The sequence below is a fragment of the Streptomyces silaceus genome, assembly GCF_001419745.1.
GTDB lineage: Bacteria > Actinomycetota > Actinomycetes > Streptomycetales > Streptomycetaceae > Streptomyces > Streptomyces silaceus.
Genome location: NZ_LIRJ01000256.1, coordinates 1 through 20,669, shown reverse-complemented (window position 1 = coordinate 20,669; position 20,669 = coordinate 1). Strand labels below are relative to the sequence as shown.

General features: G+C 72.2%; 20 protein-coding genes, 1 pseudogene and 1 riboswitch. Of the genes and pseudogenes, 9 read left to right on the top strand and 12 right to left on the bottom strand.

Annotated features, from left to right (window positions below; all coding sequences use genetic code 11):
• On the top strand, window positions 1-1,453 hold a 1,453-nt coding region (locus AOK22_RS23550; RefSeq protein WP_055700701.1), incomplete at its 5' end, for a phytoene desaturase family protein.
• A 69-nt stretch (window positions 1,454-1,522) separates the two neighbouring features.
• Here AOK22_RS23550 and AOK22_RS23545 read toward each other — a convergent pair.
• From AOK22_RS23545 to AOK22_RS23525, 5 genes are all read right to left on the bottom strand, one after another.
• On the bottom strand, window positions 1,523-2,407 hold the full coding sequence (locus AOK22_RS23545) for a hypothetical protein (protein WP_055700698.1): 885 nt from the start codon (window positions 2,405-2,407) through the stop codon (window positions 1,523-1,525).
• A gap of 52 nt (window positions 2,408-2,459) precedes the next feature.
• On the bottom strand, window positions 2,460-3,377 hold the full coding sequence (metF, locus tag AOK22_RS23540) for a methylenetetrahydrofolate reductase [NAD(P)H] (protein ID WP_055700697.1): 918 nt from the start codon (window positions 3,375-3,377) through the stop codon (window positions 2,460-2,462).
• Between the two features lie 137 nt (window positions 3,378-3,514).
• On the bottom strand, window positions 3,515-4,165 hold the full coding sequence (thiE, locus tag AOK22_RS23535; RefSeq protein WP_055700696.1) for a thiamine phosphate synthase: 651 nt from the start codon (window positions 4,163-4,165) through the stop codon (window positions 3,515-3,517).
• A gap of 96 nt (window positions 4,166-4,261) precedes the next feature.
• The gene (locus tag AOK22_RS23530; protein WP_055700695.1) at window positions 4,262-4,627 is read right to left on the bottom strand and encodes an Rv2175c family DNA-binding protein; all 366 of its coding nucleotides are present in this window, start codon (window positions 4,625-4,627) and stop codon (window positions 4,262-4,264) included.
• A gap of 123 nt (window positions 4,628-4,750) precedes the next feature.
• On the bottom strand, window positions 4,751-5,977 hold the full coding sequence (locus tag AOK22_RS23525; protein WP_055700700.1) for an NAD(P)/FAD-dependent oxidoreductase: 1,227 nt from the start codon (window positions 5,975-5,977) through the stop codon (window positions 4,751-4,753).
• Between the two features lie 145 nt (window positions 5,978-6,122).
• Window positions 6,123-6,236, top strand: a riboswitch (TPP riboswitch).
• Between the two features lie 9 nt (window positions 6,237-6,245).
• Here AOK22_RS23525 and thiO point away from each other — a divergent pair.
• From thiO to AOK22_RS23495, 6 genes are all read left to right on the top strand, one after another.
• Window positions 6,246-7,451 carry a glycine oxidase ThiO gene (gene thiO / locus AOK22_RS23520; protein ID WP_055700694.1) on the top strand — a complete coding sequence of 402 codons (1,206 nt, stop codon included), beginning with the start codon at window positions 6,246-6,248 and terminating at the stop codon, window positions 7,449-7,451.
• Window positions 7,448-7,660 carry a sulfur carrier protein ThiS gene (gene thiS / locus AOK22_RS23515; protein WP_055700693.1) on the top strand — a complete coding sequence of 71 codons (213 nt, stop codon included), beginning with the start codon at window positions 7,448-7,450 and terminating at the stop codon, window positions 7,658-7,660. Before thiO ends, thiS begins: the two co-directional genes overlap by 4 nt.
• Window positions 7,661-7,666: 6 nt before the next feature.
• Entirely contained in the window at window positions 7,667-8,461 is a 795-nt protein-coding gene (locus AOK22_RS23510) for a thiazole synthase (RefSeq protein ID WP_055700692.1), read from the top strand.
• A 116-nt stretch (window positions 8,462-8,577) separates the two neighbouring features.
• Entirely contained in the window at window positions 8,578-10,551 is a 1,974-nt protein-coding gene (gene pknB, locus AOK22_RS23505; RefSeq protein WP_055700691.1) for a Stk1 family PASTA domain-containing Ser/Thr kinase, read from the top strand.
• Between the two features lie 81 nt (window positions 10,552-10,632).
• Window positions 10,633-11,541, top strand: a complete 909-nt coding sequence (locus AOK22_RS23500; protein ID WP_055700690.1) for a deoxyribonuclease IV — start codon at window positions 10,633-10,635, stop codon at window positions 11,539-11,541.
• 92 nt (window positions 11,542-11,633) lie between these two features.
• Window positions 11,634-12,188: a DUF4396 domain-containing protein gene (locus tag AOK22_RS23495; protein WP_055700689.1), complete on the top strand. Its 555-nt coding sequence runs from the start codon at window positions 11,634-11,636 to the stop codon at window positions 12,186-12,188.
• A 25-nt stretch (window positions 12,189-12,213) separates the two neighbouring features.
• On the opposite strand, the gene AOK22_RS23490 is transcribed toward AOK22_RS23495, so the two are convergent.
• Entirely contained in the window at window positions 12,214-12,846 is a 633-nt protein-coding gene (locus AOK22_RS23490) for a sulfite oxidase-like oxidoreductase (RefSeq protein WP_055700688.1), read from the bottom strand.
• A 165-nt stretch (window positions 12,847-13,011) separates the two neighbouring features.
• On the opposite strand from AOK22_RS23490, the gene bfr reads away from it, so the two are divergent.
• Window positions 13,012-13,491, top strand: coding sequence for a bacterioferritin (gene bfr / locus AOK22_RS23485; RefSeq protein ID WP_055700687.1), 480 nt, complete (start codon window positions 13,012-13,014; stop codon window positions 13,489-13,491).
• 30 nt (window positions 13,492-13,521) lie between these two features.
• Here bfr and AOK22_RS23480 read toward each other — a convergent pair whose 3' ends face one another.
• Window positions 13,522-13,770: a (2Fe-2S)-binding protein gene (locus tag AOK22_RS23480; RefSeq protein WP_055700686.1), complete on the bottom strand. Its 249-nt coding sequence runs from the start codon at window positions 13,768-13,770 to the stop codon at window positions 13,522-13,524.
• A gap of 152 nt (window positions 13,771-13,922) precedes the next feature.
• Window positions 13,923-15,275 (bottom strand): class II 3-deoxy-7-phosphoheptulonate synthase, encoded by a 1,353-nt coding sequence (locus AOK22_RS23475; RefSeq protein WP_055700685.1) that lies wholly within the window; start codon window positions 15,273-15,275, stop codon window positions 13,923-13,925.
• A 339-nt stretch (window positions 15,276-15,614) separates the two neighbouring features.
• On the opposite strand from AOK22_RS23475, the gene AOK22_RS23470 reads away from it, so the two are divergent.
• The gene (locus tag AOK22_RS23470; protein ID WP_055700684.1) at window positions 15,615-17,516 is read left to right on the top strand and encodes an anthranilate synthase family protein; all 1,902 of its coding nucleotides are present in this window, start codon (window positions 15,615-15,617) and stop codon (window positions 17,514-17,516) included.
• Here AOK22_RS23470 and AOK22_RS23465 read toward each other — a convergent pair.
• From AOK22_RS23465 to AOK22_RS42915, 4 genes and pseudogenes are all read right to left on the bottom strand, one after another.
• On the bottom strand, window positions 17,462-18,466 hold the full coding sequence (locus AOK22_RS23465; RefSeq protein WP_055700683.1) for a 2-hydroxyacid dehydrogenase: 1,005 nt from the start codon (window positions 18,464-18,466) through the stop codon (window positions 17,462-17,464). The genes AOK22_RS23470 and AOK22_RS23465 overlap by 55 nt on opposite strands.
• 128 nt (window positions 18,467-18,594) lie before the next feature.
• Window positions 18,595-19,623, bottom strand: a complete 1,029-nt coding sequence (locus AOK22_RS23460) for a 6-phosphofructokinase (protein ID WP_055700682.1) — start codon at window positions 19,621-19,623, stop codon at window positions 18,595-18,597.
• A gap of 180 nt (window positions 19,624-19,803) precedes the next feature.
• A complete protein-coding gene (locus tag AOK22_RS23455) occupies window positions 19,804-20,448 on the bottom strand; it encodes a response regulator (protein WP_055700699.1) in 645 nt (214 codons plus the stop codon).
• An 80-nt stretch (window positions 20,449-20,528) separates the two neighbouring features.
• Window positions 20,529-20,669: pseudogene (locus AOK22_RS42915) on the bottom strand (MacS family sensor histidine kinase); the annotation flags it as partial.

Below are 20,669 nucleotides of genomic sequence, written 5' to 3'. Positions count from 1 at the left end.
GGCCGCCCGGCTGGCCGTCGCGGGCCACCGGGTGGTGGTGTACGAGCGGGGCGGGACGTACGGCGGCGCGCTCGGCGGCGTCGAGCGGGACGGCTTCGCCTTCGACACCGGACCGGGCCTGCTCCAGCTCCCCGCGGTCTACCGCGACCTGTTCGTCAAGACGGGCAAGGAGCCCCTGGAGAAGTGCGTCGAGCTCTCCCAGGTGGAGCCCGCCGTGCGCCATGTCTTCGCGGACGGCACCACGGCCGACCTGCCGAACGCCTCGCGCGCGGGCGTGGGCGAGGCCCTGGACGCGGCCCTCGGCGCGGGCGCGGGCGCACGCTGGTCGGCGTTCATGAACCGCGCGCGGGAGGCCTGGGACCGCACCCGCCGCCCGCTCCTGGAAGAGCCCCTGTGGCCGAACTGGGAGGTGCTGGCCGCCCGCGAGCCCTACCCCGCGGTGCCGCACAAGCGCCTGCTGCGCCGTGAGCGCCGCGCGGCCACCCTCGGCGAGATCGGCGAGCTGGAGCTGGGCGGCGATCCGCGTCTGGTCGCCCTCCTGGAGCAGTTCGCGCTCGCGCACGGCCTGGACCCGCGGACGACCCCGGCGAGCGCGGCCGTCCTGCCGTACATGGAGCAGACGTTCGGCGTCTGGTCGGTGCGCGGCGGCCTGCGCGCGCTGGCCCGCGCGGTGTACGAGCGGTGCCTGGCCCGGCGCGTCGAGTTCGTGTTCGACACGGCGGTGGCGCGGGTCGTCGAGAAGGACGGCCGGGCCGCGGGCGTGGAGCTCGCGGACGGCACCGTGGAGGACGCGGACTTCGTCGTCGCGGGTGTCGCGCCCACCGCCCTGGCCGGGCTGCTGCCCGGCGGGGCTCCTCGGGCCGCCGAGGACGTCCCCGCGCGTTCGGGCACGGCGAGCCGGCTGACGGTGCTGCTCGCGCTGAGCGGGGCACGGCCGCAGGGCACGCCCCATCGGACGGTGGTGCACACGGCCGACCGTCGGGACGAGCTGGACCGCCTCTTCGGAGAGCGGCGCGGACTCCCCGCCTCCCCGACCGTCACGGTGCTGCGCCCCGACGACGAGGGCCTGACGCCGGACGCCGCGCACGAGGCGGTGACGCTCACGGTGACGGTGCCCGCCGGCCTGGAGGTCACCGCGGCGGACGTGGACCGCGTGATCGCCCGCGCCGAGGCCGCCGTCCCGGACCTCCGCGACCGCCTCCTGTGGCACGAGGTCCGCACCCCCGCCGACATCGCCGAGGCCACCGGTGCCGATGGCGGCGCGGTCCCGGCACCGGCGCTCGCCGCGGCCGACGGCGCGCTGCTCCACCCGTCCAACAGCACGCGTCTTCCGGGGCTCTTCGCGGTCGGCGGCTGGTCGCACCCCGGGGGCGGCCTCCCCCACGCGGGCATGTCGGGCACGCTGGTGGCGGGGCTGATCGTCGAGGGCCCGGAGTTCCGCGGCTCGCAGTGAACCGTGGGCCGAGAGCCGTGGCCGCGGCCACGGCTCCGGAGCCGGTCGGTACGGGCGGCGGAGCCGGTCTCAGTACCGGTACTGCTGCTCGTTGTAGCCCGAGCCGTCGTAGCCGCCGGCATGGCCACCGGCGTGGTCGTCGGCCTGTCCGCCCGCGTGCCCGCCCTGGTACGGATACGGCTGCTCCGGCGGGAGCTCACCGCCGTACGGCTCGTCGGTGGTGCGCTGCTGCGGCACCCAGACGCCGCCGGGCGGGGTGTCCTGGTACGTCCCGCCGAGGTCGCCGCCGTAGGTGTCGCCGCCGTACGGGGCGTAGCTCTGCTGGTCGCCGTAGGTGTCGTAGCTCTGCCGGGCGCCGTAGGTCTGGGTGCCGATGTACGGGTCGGAGTACGCGGCGTACTGCTGCTGCCCGGTCTCGTCGTACCCGTAGTTCTGCTGGTCGTAGCCGGTGTAGGCCGCGGCATCGTAGCCGTAGGCGTCGTTCTGGTAGGCGTCGCCCGCGGTCGGCGGGGCGTACGCCGAGTCGTTGTACACGCCATACTGCCCGGTGTCGTCGGGCATCGGCTCCGGTTCGTAGACGCCGGGGTCGTGGGCGGGTGGCGGCGGGACCTGCTCGTACTCCAGGTCGGAGACCTGGAGCGTCGGCTCCTGCGCGGCGGCCTCCTGCGGCGCCTTCCTGCGGCGCTTGCTCAGGCCCGGCCGGCCGCCGAGCGCCCAGCCGGTGGAGAAGCCCTTGCGGAACGAGAGCGTCACGTACGTCTGGCCCGTGGCGAAGGCGACGGCGCCGACCCCGATGATCCACACCGACGGGATCAGCACGCCGAGGACGACGCCGAGGAAGCCCACGAAGGCCAGCACGCGCCAGCGCAGCCGCGCCTTGTACTGCAGCAGCACTTCGCCGAGCAACCACAGCGCGACGAATCCGAACGCGATGTAGAGGACCGCCCAGCCCATGTACGCCCCTCTCCCCTACGGCCGCCGCCCGCGGGTAACGGGGTAGCGCCGGTCAGGCCTGCTGGTGCAGACCCAGATTTTCGTAGATTTCCAGCGTCGCCGTGGAGTTGTTGAGCGTGATGAAGTGCAGCCCCGGCACACCTTCGGCCAGCAGCCGCGCGCAGAACTCCGTCGCGAACTCGATGCCAATGGAGCGTACAGCGGCCGGATCATCTTTGACCGAGAGGATCCTCTCTTTCAGCGCGGCCGGGAATACGGCGTTGCTGAGCTGGGGCAGCCGGTCGAGCTGGCGGACGTTGGTGACCGGCATCATCTCGGGGATGATCGGCGTCTCGCAGCCGGCCGCCTCGACGCGGTCGCGCAGCCGCAGATACTCCTCCGGGTCGAAGAACATCTGGGTGATCGCGTAATCCGCGCCGGCCCGGCACTTGTCGATGAAGTGCCGGATGTCGGAATCCCAGTCGACCGAGCGCGGGTGCATCGCCGGGAAGGCGGCGACGCCCACGCAGAAGTCACCGGACTCCTTGATGAGCCTGACCAGTTCGGCGGCGTAGGTGAGGCCCTCGGGGTGGGCGACCCAGTCGCCGAGGGGGTCGCCCGGCGGGTCGCCGCGGACCGCGAGCATGTTCCTGATGCCCGCGTCCGCGTACTGCCCGATGATGTTGCGCAGTTCGGCCACGGAGTGGTCGACCGCGGTCAGGTGCGCGACGGGCGTCAGCGTCGTGTCGGCGACGATCTGCTGGGTCTCCTTGACCGTGCCGGTGCGCGTGGAGCCACCCGCCCCGTAGGTCACGGAGACGAAGTCCGGGGCCACCGCCTCGACCCGGCGCAACGCGTTCCACAGATTCCGCTCGCCCTTCGGCGTCTTCGGCGCGGAGAACTCGAACGAGTACGTCGTCTTGCCGGTCGCGAGCATGTCCCGCACGGTGCGCGCGCGGTCAGTCCTGGTGGAAGCTGTGCCTAGGGCCATACCCGCAGGTTAGCCAGGCCGGGGCGGTCGCCCAACCGGGCCTGGGAGATTTGGCCGGTTTGCCGGGTTGTTGTCCACGGATCGGACACTCACGGGCTGTTGATCACACAGGCGTACGCCCGCGCGCCGGACCTCGGTCAGCCGGCGGCGCGCAGCCGCTTGGCGAACTCGGCCGCGGCGGCGCCCGGATCGTCCGCCTCGGTGATCGCCCGCACGACGACGACCCGGCGCGCCCCCGCCTCCAGGACCTCGTCCAGGTTGCCCGCGTCGATGCCGCCGATGGCGAACCAGGGGCGGTCCGTGCCGAGCGAGGCCGTGTAGCGGACCAGGTCGAGGCCGGGGGCGTGGCGCCCCGGCTTGGTGGGGGTGGGCCAGCACGGACCCGTGCAGAAGTAGTCCACGCCCTCCTGGACGGCGGCCGCGGCGGCCTCCGACTCGGCGTGCGTGGAGCGGCCGATGAGCACGTCCGCGCCGAGGATGGCGCGGGCCGCGGGGACGGGCAGGTCGCCCTGGCCGAGATGCAGCACGTCGGCGCCGATGGCGTGCGCGACGTCCGCGCGGTCGTTCACCGCGAGGAGCTTGCCGTGCCGCCGGGCGGCGTCGGCGAAGACCTGGAGGTGCTCCAGCTCCTCGCCGGCCTCCATGCCCTTGTCGCGCAGCTGCACGATGTCGACGCCGCCCGCGAGGACGGCGTCCAGGAACTCCGGGAGGTCGCCCTGGCGCCTGCGGGCGTCCACGCACAGGTAGAGCCGGGCGTCGGCGAGCCGGGCGCGGTGATCGGCGGCCATGGAGATTCCCCCCGTTGTCGGTGGTGCGGGGGCCGCGTGACGTGCACGCGGCCCCCGCTCCGGACGGTTCTTTTCGGTCAGGCGGCCTGCGCCTGCTCAGACGGCGAGCGCCTGGGCACGGCGCTTCACCTCCGTGCCGCGATTCTCGCTCAGGGCCTGCGCGGGGGTGCCGGGCAGGGTCGGATCGGGAGTGAAGAGCCACTCGAGCATCTCTTCGTCGTTGAAGCCGTCGTCCCTCAGGAGCGTCAGGGTCCCGGAGAGGCCCTTGACGACCTTGTCGCCGTCGATGAAGGCCGCCGGCACCTGCAGCGCCCGGTTCTCACCGCGGCGCACGGCGATCAGCTGGCCCTCCTTGACCAGCTGGCGCACGCGCGTCACCTCGACGTCGAGCATGTCGGCGATGTCGGGGAGGTGGAGCCAGGCGGGGACGAGAGCATCAGTCTTTGCGTCAATCTCGGTCACGTGGTCCAGCGTATCGCCGGTCGGGCGCACGGGCCGGGGAGCGGGTGTGCGGCCGGGGGCGAGGAGCCGACGGCCACCGGGTACGCGGCCCCGGTGACCGGCCCGTCCTCCGCGCGCGCTCCCCTACGCGTACTCCGCCTTCTTCAGCGGCACCGAGGGATCCGTGACCTTCTCCGGGTCGAGCCGGGCGCCCGACTCGATGAGCCTGCGGCCCTGCGCCAGGTCACGGGGGCGGCCCACCGCGAGGACCGCCACCAGGGCGCCCTCCCGCAACCAGCACACCGACCAGGCCATGCCCGCGGGGTCGCCGCGCCACACCAGCTGGTCGGCCGCCGCGTGGTGCCCCGCGTACTGCACGAAGCGGCCGAACTGCTCCGACCAGAAGTACGGGACGGGGTCGTACGCCGCCGGGGTCTCGCCGATGATGTTCGCCGCCAGCGTGCGCGGGCCCTGGACGGCGTTGTCCCAGTGGTGCACGAGGAGGCGCTCGCCGTACCGCGCCGAGGGGAAGGACGAGCAGTCGCCGACCGCGTACACGTCCGGCGCCGAGGCGCGCAGGTGGTCGTCGGTCACGACCTCCCCGTGGACGCCGAGCTCGATGCCGGAGCCGGCCAGCCAGGCCGTCGCGGGCCGCGCCCCGATGCCGACGACGACGGCGCCCGCGGGCAGCCGGGTCCCGTCGGACAGGATCACCGCGCCCGGTTCGACGTGCTCCACGCGCGCGTGGGTGCGCAGGACGGCTCCGGAGTCCGCGTACCAGCCCGCCATCGGGGCGGCGACCTCCTCGGGCAGCGCCCCGGCGAGGGGCCGGGCCGCGGCCTCGACCACGGTGACGGAGCAGCCCACCTCGCGCGCGGCGGTGGCGAACTCCGCGCCGATCCAGCCCGCCCCGACGACCACGATGTCGTGCTGCTCGGCGAGGACCGGCCGCAGCCGCTCGGCGTCGTCCAGGGTGCGCAGGAGGTGCACCCCGGGGACGCCCTCGGTGCCGGGCAGCCGGATCGGCTCGGCACCGGTGGCCAGGACCAGGGCGTCGTAGGCGACGGGGCCGTCGGCGGTGTCCAGCTCGTGGTCGGCCGGGCGCACGCCGGTGACCTCGCGGCCCAGGCTCAGCCCGATGCCGAGCGCCTCGAAGTCGATGTCGAAGGCGGAGCCCTCCGCCTTGCCGAGGAGGACCGCCTTGGACAGCGGCGGCCTGTCGTACGGCTGGTGCGGCTCCGCCCCGATGAGGGTGACCGCCCCGGTGAAACCCTGCTCGCGCAGGGCCACGGCGGTCTGCACACCGGCCATTCCGGCGCCGACGATGACGACGTGCCGCTCCGGCCGCGTCCGCTGCTGCTCGCTCTGCATCTGCTGCTCGCTCACCCGATCACTCTAGGGCGGCGGACGGTGACGGCTTCAGGGTGCGACGGGGAGATCTCTGACACACGGTCATGGTCCATACCCGGACAGCTCCCCTACTGCCGCACGGAACGACGGGCTAGGGTGGCCGGTGCAGAGCACTCGCGGGAGCCCGGACGCACCGGGCTGAGAGGGAGGCTGGGACGGCCTCCGACCGTACGAACCTGATCCGGGTCATGCCGGCGAAGGGAGGGGCTGGACGCCCATGCATTCACGTATGACGACACCATCGGCCACCTCTGACGTCCTGGTCGTCGGAGGCGGCGTGATCGGCCTGGTCACGGCCTGGCGGGCCGCGCAGCGCGGCCTGTCCGTCGCGGTCGTGGACCCCGAGCCGGGCGGCGGCGCCGCCCAGGTCGCGGCGGGCATGCTGGCCGCCGTCACCGAACTGCACTACGGCGAGCAGACGCTGCTCGGCATCAACCTGGAGTCCGCCCGCCGCTATCCGGCGTTCGCCGCCGAGCTGGCCGAGGCGAGCGGGCGCGACCTCGGCTACCGCGCGTGCGGCACGCTCGCGGTCGCGCTCGACTCCGACGACCGCGCCCATCTGCGCGAACTGCACGCCCTGCAGCGCCAGTCGGGCCTGGAGTCGCAGTGGCTGAGCGGCCGCGAGTGCCGACGCCTGGAGCCGATGCTCGCGCCGGGGGTGCGCGGCGGTCTCCGGGTCGACGGCGACCACCAGATCGACCCGCGCAGGCTCTCGGCGGCGCTCCTGACGGCCTGCGAGCGGGCGGGCGTGGTCTTCCGCCGCGCGTGGGCCGAACGCCTGTCCGTCGTACGCGACCGGGCGCACGGCGTCGTCCTCGCGGACGGCACCGAGCTGACCGCCGGGTCGACGGTCCTCGCGGCGGGCAGCCTCAGCGGGCGCCTCGCGGGCGTGCCCGGCGACGTCCTGCCGCCCGTGCGCCCCGTGAAGGGGCAGGTGCTGCGGCTGACGGTGCCGAAGCCGTACGCGCCGTTCCTGAGCCGCACCGTCCGCGCGGTCGTGCGGGGCAGCCACGTCTACCTCGTGCCACGCGAGAACGGCGAGCTGGTCGTCGGCGCGACCAGCGAGGAGCTCGGCTGGGACACCACGGTCACGGCGGGCGGCGTGTACGAACTCCTGCGGGACGCCCACGAGCTCGTGCCCGGCATCACGGAGCTGCCGCTGACCGAGACCCGCGCGGGCCTGCGCCCCGGCTCCCCCGACAACGCGCCGATGCTGGGCCCCTCGGGACTCGACGGGCTCCACCTGGCCACCGGCCACTACCGCAACGGCATCCTTCTGACGCCCCTGACCGGCGACGTCATGGCGCACGCGCTGACCACCGGTGAACTGCCCGACGAGGCGCTCCCGTTCACCCCGCGGCGCTTCACCGCGTCCTCGCCTTCTTCCGTCTCCCCCACGCCCGTCACGCAGTCCCTCACGGAGCAGCCCGTATGAGCACGCCTTTCGCCGTTTCCGTCAATGGGGAGGTCCGCGACGTGACCTCGGGCACCACGCTCGAAGCCCTCGTGGCCACCCTCACCTCGGCGCACTCCGGTGTCGCCGCCGCCCTCAACGAAACCGTCGTCCCGCGCGCGCAGTGGCCCACCACCGCCCTCGCCGACGGCGACCGCGTCGAGGTCCTCACCGCGGTCCAGGGAGGCTGAGGCGACATGGCTGACGACGCACTCGTCATCGGCGGGCTCACCCTCTCCTCGCGCCTGATCATGGGCACGGGCGGGGCGCCCAGCCTCGACGTCCTCGAACGGTCCCTCGTCGCGTCCGGCACGGAGCTGACCACGGTCGCGATGCGCCGCCTCGACCCGGGCGTGCAGGGCTCCGTGCTCTCCGTCCTGGAGCGGCTCGGCATCCGTGTGCTGCCCAACACGGCGGGCTGCTTCACGGCGGGCGAGGCCGTCCTCACGGCCCGTCTCGCGCGCGAGGCCCTCGGCACGGACCTGGTGAAGCTGGAGGTGATCGCCGACGAGCGCACCCTGCTGCCCGACCCCGTCGAGCTCCTGGACGCCGCCGAGGCGCTGGTCGACGACGGCTTCACCGTCCTTCCGTACACGAACGACGACCCGGTGCTCGCGCGGAAGCTGGAGGACGTGGGGTGCGCGGCGATCATGCCGCTCGGCTCCCCCATCGGCTCCGGGCTCGGCATCCGCAACCCGCACAACTTCCAGCTGATCGTGGAGCACGCGCGCGTGCCGGTGATCCTGGACGCGGGCGCTGGCACGGCGTCCGACGCGGTGCTCGCGATGGAGCTGGGGTGCGCGGGCGTGATGCTCGCCTCCGCGGTGACGCGGGCGCAGGAGCCGGTCCTGATGGCGGAGGCCATGCGGCACGGGGTGGAGGCGGGGCGTCTCGCGTACCGTGCCGGGCGGATCCCGCGGCGGCACTTCGCTGAGGCGTCGTCCCCCGGGGAGGGCCTGGCCCGGCTGGATCCGGAGCGGCCGGCGTTCTGAGCGCCGGGCCGCCCGCGACCGTCGGCGTCCACGGCCTGTTACAGCTCGGCTGCATTCCCGCTGTGAATACGCCCGTACGGGATGGGGTGTCGGTGTCTGCTCGTAGACTCCCCTCCGTGGACACGACCCTTCAGGACCCGCTCGTCGGGCAGCTGCTCGATGGCCGTTACCGGATCGACGGACGCATCGCGGTCGGCGGGATGGCCACGGTCTACCGGGCCGTGGACACCCGCCTCGACCGCGTGCTCGCCCTGAAGGTGATGCACCCGACGCTCGCGGCGGACGCCTCCTTCGTGGACCGCTTCATCCGCGAGGCCAAGTCGGTCGCCCGCCTCTCGCATCCGAACGTGGTCGGGGTCTTCGACCAGGGCACGGACGGGTCGTACGTCTATCTGGCGATGGAGTACATCGCGGGCTGCACCCTGCGCGACGTGCTGCGCGAGCGGGGCGCCCTGCAGCCGAGGGCCGCGCTCGACATCCTGGAGCCGGTCCTCGCCGCGCTCGGCGCCGCGCACCGCGCCGGGTTCGTGCACCGCGACATGAAGCCGGAGAACGTCCTCATAGGGGACGACGGCCGGGTGAAGGTCGCCGACTTCGGTCTGGTCCGCGCGGTGGACACCGTCACGAACACGACGGGCACGGTCCTCGGCACGGTCTCCTACCTCGCCCCCGAGCAGATCGAGCACGGCACGGCGGACACCCGCGTGGACGTGTACGCCTGCGGGGTCGTGCTCTACGAGATGCTGACCGGCGCCAAGCCGCACTCCGGGGACTCCCCGGCCCAGGTCCTCTACCAGCACCTCAACGAGGACGTGCCGCCCCCGTCGGCGGCCGTCCCGGGGCTCGCCTTCGAGCTCGACGAGCTGGTCGCCTCCGCCACCGCCCGCACCCCCGACGTCCGCCCCTTCGACGCGGTGGCGCTGCTCGGCCAGGTCCGCCGGGCACGGGCGGCCCTGACCGAGGAGCAGCTCGACGCGGTGCCGCCGCAGGCCCACGCGACGGCGCACGACAACGCCGAGGACCGCACGAGCGTGATCCCGCGCGCGGTGCGCTCCGTCCAGCTGGAGCTCCCCGCCGAGGACCGCCACGGCGGACAGGGCGGGCAGGGCGGCCAGGACGCGCTGAACCGCACCAGCATCCTCACTCCCCCGCCGCCGGCCCCGCCGGGACCGCCCGGCGGATCCCGGGCCCGCCGGCGCTTCGACCCGCGCCGCCGCACGGTCGCGCTGATAGCCGCCGTCCTGCTCGTGCTCGGCGTCGGCACCGGCGTCTGGTACATCAATTCCGGCCAGTTCACGAAGGTCCCGCCGCTGCTCGCGAAGACCGAGGCGCAGGCGAAGAGGCGGCTCGACGAGGCCGGGCTCGACGTCAAGGACATCAAGCGCAAGTACAGCGACACGGACAAGCGCGGCACGGTCATGGACAGCGACCCCGCCGCGGGCGAGCGCATCCGGCACAACGGCAAGGTGAGGCTGACCGTCTCGCTGGGCCCGGAGACCGTGAAGGTCCCGGACGTGAAGAACATCCCGCTGGCCACGGCGAAGAAGGAGCTGACGGGCTCCGGGCTCGAACCGGGCATGGTCACCAAGGCCTTCAGCGACGACGTCAAGAAGGGCTCCGTGATCAGCACGGACCCGCGGGCGGGCTTCACCCGCAAGGCGGGCTCGGCCGTCGCCCTGGTGGTCAGCAAGGGCAGGCAGGTCGAGGTCCCGGACGTGACCGGCGAGTCCGAGGAGGACGCCACCGCCGAGCTGGAGGACGCCGGGCTCAAGGTCGACGTCGCCCCCGAGCGGGTCTACTCCGACGAGGACGAGGGCGCCGTCGTCAAGCAGGACCCCGTGGGCGACGAGATCGCCGCCGAGGGCGACACGGTCACGCTGACGATCTCCAAGGGCCAGCCGATGATCGAGGTCCCGGACGTGGTCGGCATGAACGTCGACGACGCGACGGCCGAGCTGGAGAAGGCCGGCTTCGAGGTGGACGAGAACCGCGGCCTGCTCGGGATCTTCGGCGACAAGGTGAAGAGCCAGTCGGTGGAGGGCGGCGACAAGGCCCGCAAGGGGTCGACGATCTCCATCGAGATCCGCTGACGGGGCAGGCGCGGGGCCGCCGCGTCAGCGGACGCCGGACCGCCGGAGGGACGCTCACGCGCACGTGCCACCCTTGAGCGCGTGAGCAGCGATACGTCCCCCAGCACAGCCCGTACGACGCCCTCCGGCGCGGCGTCCCGCAACCCCGTCGGCGGCCATGTCCCCGTGGCCGGCGGACTCGCCTCCGTCGGCCTCTCGTACGCCCGTGAGCTCGGCGCCGAGACCGTCCAGGTCTTCGTCGCCAACCCGCGCGGCTGGGCGACCCCGCCGGGCAACCCGAAGCAGGACGAGGAGTTCCGCGCGGCCTGCGCCGCCGAGAGCATCCCCGCGTACGTCCACGCGCCCTACCTCATCAACTTCGGCTCGCACACCGAGGCGACCGTCGAGAAGTCCGTGGAGTCCCTGCGCCACTCGCTGCGCAGGGGGCGCGAGATCGGCGCGCTCGGCGTCGTCGTGCACACCGGCTCGGCGACCGGCGGCCGGGACCGCGAGGTCGCCCTGAAGCAGGTGCGGGACCGCATGCTGCCGCTGCTGGACGAGCTGACGCACGACGACGACCCGTTCCTGCTCCTGGAGTCGACCGCGGGCCAGGGCTCCTCGCTCTGCTCCCGCACCTGGGACTTCGGGCCGTACTTCGAGGCGCTCGACTCCCACCCCAGGCTGGGCGTCTGCCTGGACACCTGCCACATCTTCGCGGCGGGCCACGACCTGACGGGTCCCAGCGGCATGGCGCAGACCCTGGACCACCTCGTGGAGACGGTCGGCGAGGGCCGCCTGAAGCTGGTGCACGCCAACGACTCCAAGGACGTCGTCGGCGCGCACAAGGACCGCCACGAGAACATCGGCACCGGTCACATCGGCGAGGAGCCCTTCCGCGCGCTGATGGCCCACCCCGCGACCGAGGGCGTACCGCTGATCATCGAGACGCCGGGCGGCAAGGAGGGCCACGCCGCCGACGTAGCGCGTCTGAAGGAGCTCAGGAGCCGCTGACGATCCTTCGAAGATCCCTTGAGGAATACCCCTGGGGGGTATACGGTTCCTGTCAGGCGGCAGGAGCCGTCGTCTGACGTTGGGGGATCTTCATGCAGCACGACACGCACGCCGAGCACCACGGGCAGCACGAGGGCCACGGGCAGCACGAGGGCCACACGGACCACGCGCAGCACGGTCACGGCGGCTCCCACGCCCACGGCACCGGCAAGGTCAGCTGGCGCATGGCCGCCCAGGCCACGCTGCACTGCCTCACCGGGTGCGCCATCGGCGAGGTGCTCGGCATGATCATCGGCACCGCGCTCGGCTGGGGGAACATGCCGACGATGATCCTCGCGATCATCCTGGCCTTCGCCTTCGGCTACGCCCTGACGCTGCGCGGCATCCTCAAGGCCGGCGTCGACTTCAGGACGGCGTTCCGCGTCGCGCTCGCCGCCGACACCCTCTCCATCGCCGTGATGGAGCTGATCGACAACGGCGTGATCGCGCTGTGGCCCGGCGCCATGGACGCGCACCTGACGGACGCGATGTTCTGGTGGGTCCTCGCCATCGCCCTGGCCGCCGCGTTCGTGATCACCACACCGGTGAACAAGTGGATGATCGGCCGCGGCAAGGGCCACGCGGTGGTGCACCAGTACCACCACTGACCTGCGAGGAAAGCAGGCGGCAGGACTAGAGCTCGGGGCCGTCCCCGGGCTCTTCCTGGTAGGAGTAGCGCTGCTCGCGCCAGGGGTCGCCGACGTTGTGGTAGCCGCGCTCCTCCCAGAAGCCGCGGCGGTCGGCGGTCATGTACTCGACGCCGCGGACCCATTTGGGGCCCTTCCAGGCGTACAGGTGCGGCACCACGAGGCGCAGCGGGAAACCGTGCTCGGCCGTGAGCAGTTCACCGCCCTTGTGGGTGGCGAAGATCGTGCGGTCGGAGGCGAAGTCCGCCATCCGCAGATTCGAGCTGAAGCCGTACTCGGCCCAGACCATCACATGGGTGGCGTTCGGCGCGGGCGGGGCGATCTCCAGGAGCGTACGGGCCGGGACCCCGCCCCATTCGGCCCCCAGCATGCTGAACTTCGTGACGCAGTGCAGATCGGCCACCACCGTGTCGTACGGCAGGGCGGAGAACTCCTCGTGCGTCCAGCAGTGCTTCTCGCCGTCGGCGGTGGCGCCGAAGACCCTGAACTCCCAGCGCTCGGGCCGGAACTTCGGCACCGGGCCGTAATGAGTGACCGGCCAGCCCCGCTGCAGCCGCTGCCCCGGCGGAAGCTCCGGCTCCGCTGCCTGTCGAGATGCGCGTTCCGCCGGCTGACCCATGACTCCATCCTGACAGACCCGGGACGGTGGACGTGACCAGCCGAACCATCGGGAGCACGGATCGGGGCAACTCATACTAAGCGTGCACTTACTGGACGGCTTCCGAAGCCCGGTGCAAGGATGCGCGCTACCTGCCCAGTTACCCGTGCGGAAGGAGCCTCTGCGATGCAGGGCGACCCCGAGGTCATCGAATTTCTCAACGAGCAGCTGACCGCCGAACTCACGGCGATCAACCAGTACTTTCTCCACGCCAAGATGCAGGAAAACTTCGGCTGGACGAAGCTCGCGAAGTACACCCGGTCCGAGTCGATCGACGAGATGAAGCACGCGGAGGTGCTGACCGACCGGATCCTGTTCCTCGACGGCCTGCCCAACTACCAGCGGCTCTTCCATGTCCGCGTGGGCCAGTCGGTCACCGAGATGTTCCAGGCGGACCGGCAGGTCGAGGTGGAGGCGATCGACCGCCTCAAGCGCGGGATCGAGGTGATGCGCGCCAAGGGCGACATCACGTCCGCCAACATCTTCGAGTCGATCCTCGAGGACGAGGAGCACCACATCGACTATCTGGACACCCAGCTGGAACTGGTCGAGAAGCTGGGCGAGCCGCTCTACATCGCGCAGCTCATCGAGCAGCCGGAGGGCTGATCCGGCCCTCGGGGAGAGATCCCCGCGAGGCTAGGCGGCCTCGGGAAGCTCCGCCTCGGGAGCCAGCGCCACGGCGGGCTCACCCTGGTCGACGAGTTCACGGCGGGGGCACGCGCCCCGGCCGAGCAGCGCCTGGATGCGGCGTACGCACGAACCGCAGTCCGTGCCCGCCTTGCAGGCCGACGCTATCTGGCGGGGGGTGCAGGCCCCGTCCGCCGCGTGCTTCTTCACCTGCGCCTCGGTGACCCCGAAGCAGTTGCAGACGTACACGCGGTTCACCTCCCGGACAGGACTTATCGGTAGCGCCGTCCCGATTGATCGGTGAGGCTAACCTAACCTTACCCGCGACGTCGGGCGCGCAAAAGCCCCGGATACACCGGTGGGGCGCGGATCACACGGATCCGCGCCCCACGCGTGCCTACGGGCGAGAACTACTGGTCGCGGTACATCTCCGCGACCAGGAACGCCAGGTCGAGCGACTGGCTGCGGTTGAGCCGCGGGTCGCAGGCCGTCTCGTAGCGCTGGTGCAGGTCGTCGACGAAGATCTCGTCGCCGCCGCCCACGCACTCGGTGACGTCGTCACCGGTGAGCTCGACGTGGATGCCGCCCGGGTGGGTGCCCAGCGCCTTGTGGACCTCGAAGAAGCCCTTGACCTCGTCGAGCACGTCGTCGAAGCGGCGGGTCTTGTGGCCCGAGGCCGCCTCGTAGGTGTTGCCGTGCATCGGGTCGGTGATCCAGGCGACGGTCGCGCCGGACGCCGTGACCTTCTCGACCAGCTCGGGCAGCTTGTCGCGGACCTTGTCGGCGCCCATGCGGACGATGAAGGTCAGCCGGCCGGGCTCGCGGTCGGGGTCGAGGCGCTCGATGTACTGCAGCGCCTCCTCGGCCGTCGTGGTCGGGCCGAGCTTGACGCCGATGGGGTTGCGCACCTGGGAGGCGAACTCGATGTGCGCGTGGTCCAGTTGGCGGGTCCGCTCGCCGACCCAGAGCATGTGGCCCGAGGTGTCGTACAGCCGGCCGGTGCGCGAGTCGGTGCGGGTCAGCGCCGTCTCGTAGTCGAGGAGCAGCGCCTCGTGCGAGGCGTAGAACTCGACGGTCTTGAACTCCTCGGGGTCCGTGCCGCAGGCCCGCATGAAGTTGAGCGCGCTGTCGATCTCGCGCGCCAGCTGCTCGTACCGCTGGCCGGAGGGGGAGGACTTCACGAAGTCCTGGTTCCAGGCGTGCACCTGGCGCAGGTCCGCGTAGCCGCCCGTGGTGAAGGCGCGCACGAGGTTGAGCGTGGAGGCGGAGGCGTTGTACATCCGCTTCAGGCGCTCGGGGTCCGGGACGCGGGCGGCCTCGGTGAAGTCGAAGCCGTTGACGGAGTCGCCCCGGTAGGTCGGGAGCGTGACGCCGTCGCGCGTCTCGGTCGGCTTGGAGCGCGGCTTGGAGTACTGCCCCGCGATGCGGCCCACCTTCACGACGGGCACGGACGCCGCGTACGTGAGGACGGCGCCCATCTGGAGCAGGGTCTTGAGCTTGTTGCGGATGTGGTCGGCCGACACGGCGTCGAAGGCCTCGGCACAGTCGCCGCCCTGGAGCAGGAACGCCTCTCCCTTGGCGACAGAGGCCAGTCGGGCGCGCAGCTGGTCGCACTCGCCCGCGAAGACGAGCGGCGGATACGACTCGAGGTCCGCGATCACATCGCGCAGAGCCTCGGCATCGGGGTACTCGGGCTGCTGCGCCGCGGGCAGGTTTCGCCAGGTGTTGCCACCACTGGTGGTGGTCTTAGCGTTCACGGTCACCCGGTCCACATTAAGGGGTCGGGCGGGCCTCACCGTCACCCGCTCACGAAGTGAGACGGAGCAGACACGGTGGAGTGACCGGTTCCTGTACCCGTACGGCCGCACCGGCTCCGTCGCCGTCCCGCTGCCGCGCCCCGGGATCGGGTAGGGTGCCGGACATGCTCGCGCAGACGTCGTGCTCGACGACGACCCAGAACTGGTGGTGGCCCGCTCATCCGGCGGCCCACTGACTCTGCGCGCACACAGACTCGCGAAGGCCGCCCGAGGGGCGGCCTTCGGTGTTTTCCGGACTTTCCCGGGAGCGGGCCGTTCCTCTCCGAGTGAGAAGGAACTGCACCGATGGAGCTGACCAGCCTCCTGTCCGACGACCGTCCGTTCGCCCTGCTGCGCCGCCGCACCCCGGGCCGCGACCACGACACGGTCGAGGTCCTCATCGGCCCGACGGGCACGTACGAACGGCTCGCGGACATCCCCGAGGGCCTCGCCCTCGTGCCCTTCCGGCAGATCAGGGAGCGCGGCTTCGACGTCCGTGACGACGGCACCCCGCTGACCGTCCTGACGCCCGAGGAGACCCACGAACTCCCGCTCGCCGCGGCCCTGTCGGCGCTGCCCGCGCACGACGTGCGGGTCGAGGGCGGGGCCTTCGACGTCGACGACGCGGCGTACGCGGACATCGTGGAGCGGGTCCTGCGCGAGGAGATCGGGCGGGGCGAGGGCGCCAACTTCGTCATCCGCCGCACCTACGAGGGCGAGATCCCGGGCTTCGGCCGCGCGGACGCGCTCGCGCTCTTCCGGCGGCTGCTGCTCGGCGAGCGGGGCGCCTACTGGACGTACGTCGTGCACACCGGGGAGCGGACGCTCGTCGGCGCCAGCCCCGAGGTCCATGTGCGGATGTCCGGCGGGACCGTCGTCATGAACCCCATCAGCGGCACCTACCGCTACCCGGCCGAGGGCCCCACGGCCGACGACCTGCTCGCCTTCCTGTCCGACGGCAAGGAGATCGAGGAGCTCTCGATGGTCGTCGACGAGGAGCTCAAGATGATGTGCACGGTCGGCGACCGGGGCGGTGTGGTGATCGGGCCGCGCCTCAAGGAGATGGCCCACCTCGCGCACACCGAGTACGAGCTGCGGGGCAAGTCGTCGCTGGACGTGCGCGAGGTCCTCAAGGAGACGATGTTCGCGGCGACCGTCACCGGCTCGCCCGTGCAGAACGCCTGCCGCGTCATCGAGCGCCACGAACCCGTCGGGCGGGACGGTGTGGGGCGGGGCTACTACGCGGGCGCCCTCGCCCTCGTCGGCCGGGACGCGGGCGGCGCGCAGACCCTGGACTCCCCCATCCTGATCCGCACCGCCGACATCTCCGCGGCCGGCCGGCTGCGGGTGCCGGTGGGCGCCACGCTGGTGCGCGGCTCCGATCCGCGCGGCGAGGTCGCCGAGACGCACGCGAAGGCGGCCGGGGTGCTGGCCGCGCTGGGCGTGCGCCCCGGACGCCCGCGCGAGGAGGGCGCCCGGCCCGCCCTCGCCGACGATCCGCGGGTGCGGGCGGCGCTGGACGGGCGGCGCGCGGGTCTCGCGCCGTTCTGGCTGCGGATGCAGGAGCCGTCGCGGGAGCTGTCCGGGCACGCGCTCGTGGTGGACGGCGAGGACACGTTCACCGCGATGCTCGCGCACGTCCTGCGCTCGTCCGGTGTGGGCGTGTCGGTGCGGCGCTACGACGAGGAGGGCCTGCGCGAGGCGGTGCTCGCGCACGAGGGGCCCGTCGTGCTCGGGCCGGGCCCGGGCGACCCGTCCGACCTCGACGACCCGAAGATGCGGTTCCTGCGCTCGCTGGCGGCGGAGGTGATCCGGGGGCACCGGCACGGCGTGCTCGGCGTGTGCCTGGGCCACGAGCTGATCGCGGTCGAGCTCGGCCTGGAGATCGTACGGAAGGAGGTGCCCCACCAGGGCGCGCAGACGGAGATCGACCTGTTCGGGCGGCGCGAGACCGTCGGGTTCTACAACAGCTTCGTGGCGCGCTGCGACGACGAGGCGGCGGCGGAGCTGGCCGCGCACGACGTCGAGGTCAGCAGGGACGCGGCGAGCGGCGAGGTGCACGCGGTGCGCGGGCCGTCCTTCGCGGGCGTGCAGTTCCACCCGGAGTCGGTACTGACGCTGCGCGGGGCCGCCGTCGTGCGCGACCTGGTCGGTCAGCTGCTCGCCACGGCGGGCACGAGGACGTTCTCCGAGCGGCGGCCCGCCTGATAGTCCAGGACGTTCTGCACCGTGGTGTCGATGATCTGGCCGACGGCGTCCACGGTGTAGTACGCCTGGTGGGAGGTGACCACCACGTTCGGGAACGTCACCAGGCGGGCCAGGGTGTCGTCCTCGACGGCCTCCAGGGACTTGTCGAGGAAGAAGAGGCCCGCCTCCGCCTCGTACACGTCGAGGCCGACGCCCGTGAAGCGCCCGGCCCGCAACTCCGCGACCAGCGCGTTCGTGTCGATCAGGCCGCCGCGGCTGGAGTTCACCAGGATCGCGTCGTCCTTCATCGTGCGCAGCGCGGCGGCGTCGATGATGTGCTGGGTGGCGGGGAGCAGCGGGACGTGCAGGCTGATCAGGTCGGCCTCGGCGAAGAGCTGGTCCTTCTCGACGTACTTCATGCCGAGCTCGACGCAGGCGGGGTTCTCGGCGACGTCCCAGCCGAGCAGGTTCATGCCGAAGCCGTGGGCGATCCGGGTGAAGGCCTCGCCGATCTTGCCGGTACCGAGCACGCCGACCGTGCGGCCCCGCAGGTCGCGGCCCATCAGGCCGTCGAGGCGGAAGTCGAAGTCGCGGGTGCGGTTGGAGGCGCGGACGATGCGGCGGTTGACGGCCATCGCGAGCGTCCAGGCGAACTCGGCCACGGAGTAGGGCGAGTAGTACGACACGCGGGCGACGGTCAGGCCGAGGCGCTCGGCGACCTGCAGGTCGATGTTGTTGAAGCCGGTGGAGCGCTGGGCGATCAGCTGGGTGCCGCCCGCGGCGAGGGTCTGCAGGACGCGGTGGTCGAGCGTCGCGTTGACGCTGGAGGAGATGATCTCGTAGCCCGCGGCGATGGGGGCGGTGTCCTCGTTCAGGAAGACGTCGAGGCAGCGGACGTCGTGGTGGCCCGCGAAGGCCTTCTCGATCAGCGGCTTCTCGTCGGACTGCACGCCGAAGGCGAGGATCTCCACGATTTCTCCCGTACGTCGAGTGACTGGCCGTGTCGCGCCCTTGGCCCGATAACACGAGTTCGGCCCGGTAGGGCCGAATATACGGGGAGTGGCGGTGCCCCGCCGGGCGGGGCACCGCGGTGGCGCGGTCAGCCGAAGAACACGCCGACTTCCTGGTACAGCGCCGGGTCCACCGTCTTCAGGCGGGCCGTGGCCTCCGAGATCGGCACGCGCACCACGTCGGTGCCGCGCAGCGCGACCATCTTGCCGAAGTCGCCGTCCCGTACGGCCTCGATCGCGTGCAGCCCGAAGCGGGTGGCGAGCCAGCGGTCGAAGGCGCTGGGGGTGCCGCCGCGCTGGACGTGCCCGAGGACCGTGGTGCGCGCCTCCTTGCCGGTGCGCCCCTCGATCTCCTTGGCCAGCCACTCGCCGACACCGGAGAGCCGGACGTGCCCGAAGGAGTCCTGCGTGCCGTCCTTGAGGACCATGTCGCCGTCCTTGGGCATCGCCCCTTCCGCGACGACGACGATGGGGGCGTACGACGCCTTGAAGCGGGAGGTCACCCAGGCGCAGACCTGGTCGAGGTCGAAGCGCTGCTCGGGGATGAGGATGACGTTCGCGCCGCCGGCGAGGCCGGAGTGCAGTGCGATCCAGCCCGCGTGGCGGCCCATGACCTCCACGACCAGGACGCGCATGTGCGACTCGGCGGTGGTGTGCAGGCGGTCGATCGCCTCGGTGGCGATGCCGACGGCCGTGTCGAAGCCGAAGGTGTAGTCGGTGGCCGAGAGGTCGTTGTCGATGGTCTTGGGGACGCCGACGACCGGGATGCCGTACTCGTCGGTGAGGCGCGCGGCGACGCCGAGCGTGTCCTCTCCGCCGATGGCGATCAGCGCGTCGACCTCGTTCTTCGCGAGCTGCTCCTTGATGCGCCGCACGCCGTTCTCCGCCTTGAACGGGTTGGTGCGCGAGGAGCCGAGGATGGTGCCGCCGCGCGGCAGGATGCCGCGGACCGCGGGGATGTCGAGCTGGACGGTGTCGCCCTCCAGTGGACCGCGCCAGCCGTCCCGGAAGCCGACGAAGTCGTAGCCGTACTCCTGCACGCCCTTGCGGACGACGCCCCGGATGACGGCGTTGAGCCCGGGGCAGTCGCCGCCTCCGGTCAGTACTCCGACCCGCATGGAAATGTCCCTTCGCCTCAGTGACCTGATGCGCGTCACGCTAATGGTGATACAGGTCACTCCGGGACGGGGCGAACAGTCAATTCCCTTTCAGGGCAGGGGAGTTGATCACGGGGTCTTCACTCTTACGAGGGGTGCGCGTCGCGGCCCGCGCGCCATGGGCTCACGCGGGCCGGCGCGTCACGCGTCGTCGAGGCCGCGCTCTATCGCGTACCGCACGAGCTCCACCCTGTTGTGCAGCTGGAGCTTGCCCAGGGTGTTCTGGACGTGGTTCTGCACGGTGCGGTGCGAGATGACCAGGCGCTCGGCGATCTGCTTGTAGCTCAGGCCCTTGGCGACCAGGCGCAGGACCTCCGTCTCGCGGTCGGTGAGCTGGGGGGCCTTCGGGTCGTCCGGGGTGCCGGCGGCGGGCTCGGTGGCCAGGCGGCGGTACTCGCCGAGGACCAGGCCCGCGAGGCCCGGCGTGAAGACGGCGTCGCCGACGGCCGTGCGGCGCACCGCGTCGATCAGCTCCTCGGTGGACGCGGACTTCAGCAGATAGCCGGTGGCGCCGGACTTGACCGCCTCCAGGACGTCGGCGTGCTCGCCGCTCGCGGAGAGGACCAGGACGCGCAGCGCCGGGTTGACGCCGACGAGCTCCTTGCAGACCTGGACGCCCGGCTTCAGCGGGAGGTTCAGGTCGAGGACCAGGACGTCGGGGGCGGCGGCCTGCGCGCGGCGCACCGCCTGCTCGCCGTCGCCCGCCGTGGCGACCACGTCGAGGCCGGCCTCCGCGAGGTCGCGGGCGACCGCGTCGCGCCACATGGGGTGGTCGTCGACGACCATGACCTTGATCGCGCCCGTGGTCCCGCCGGCCGTCTCCCCCGCGGCGGTCCCCGTGGCCCGTTCCTGCTGCTGCTGCTCGCTCATCGTGCCTTTCCTGCCTTCCCCCGTGCGTCCCGCGCCGGTTCGCGCGGGACCTTCAATTCCACTTCCGTGCCCTGGCCCGGCACCGAGATCAGCTCGGCCGTGCCCCCGATGTCCCGCAGCCGCCCCCGGATCGACAG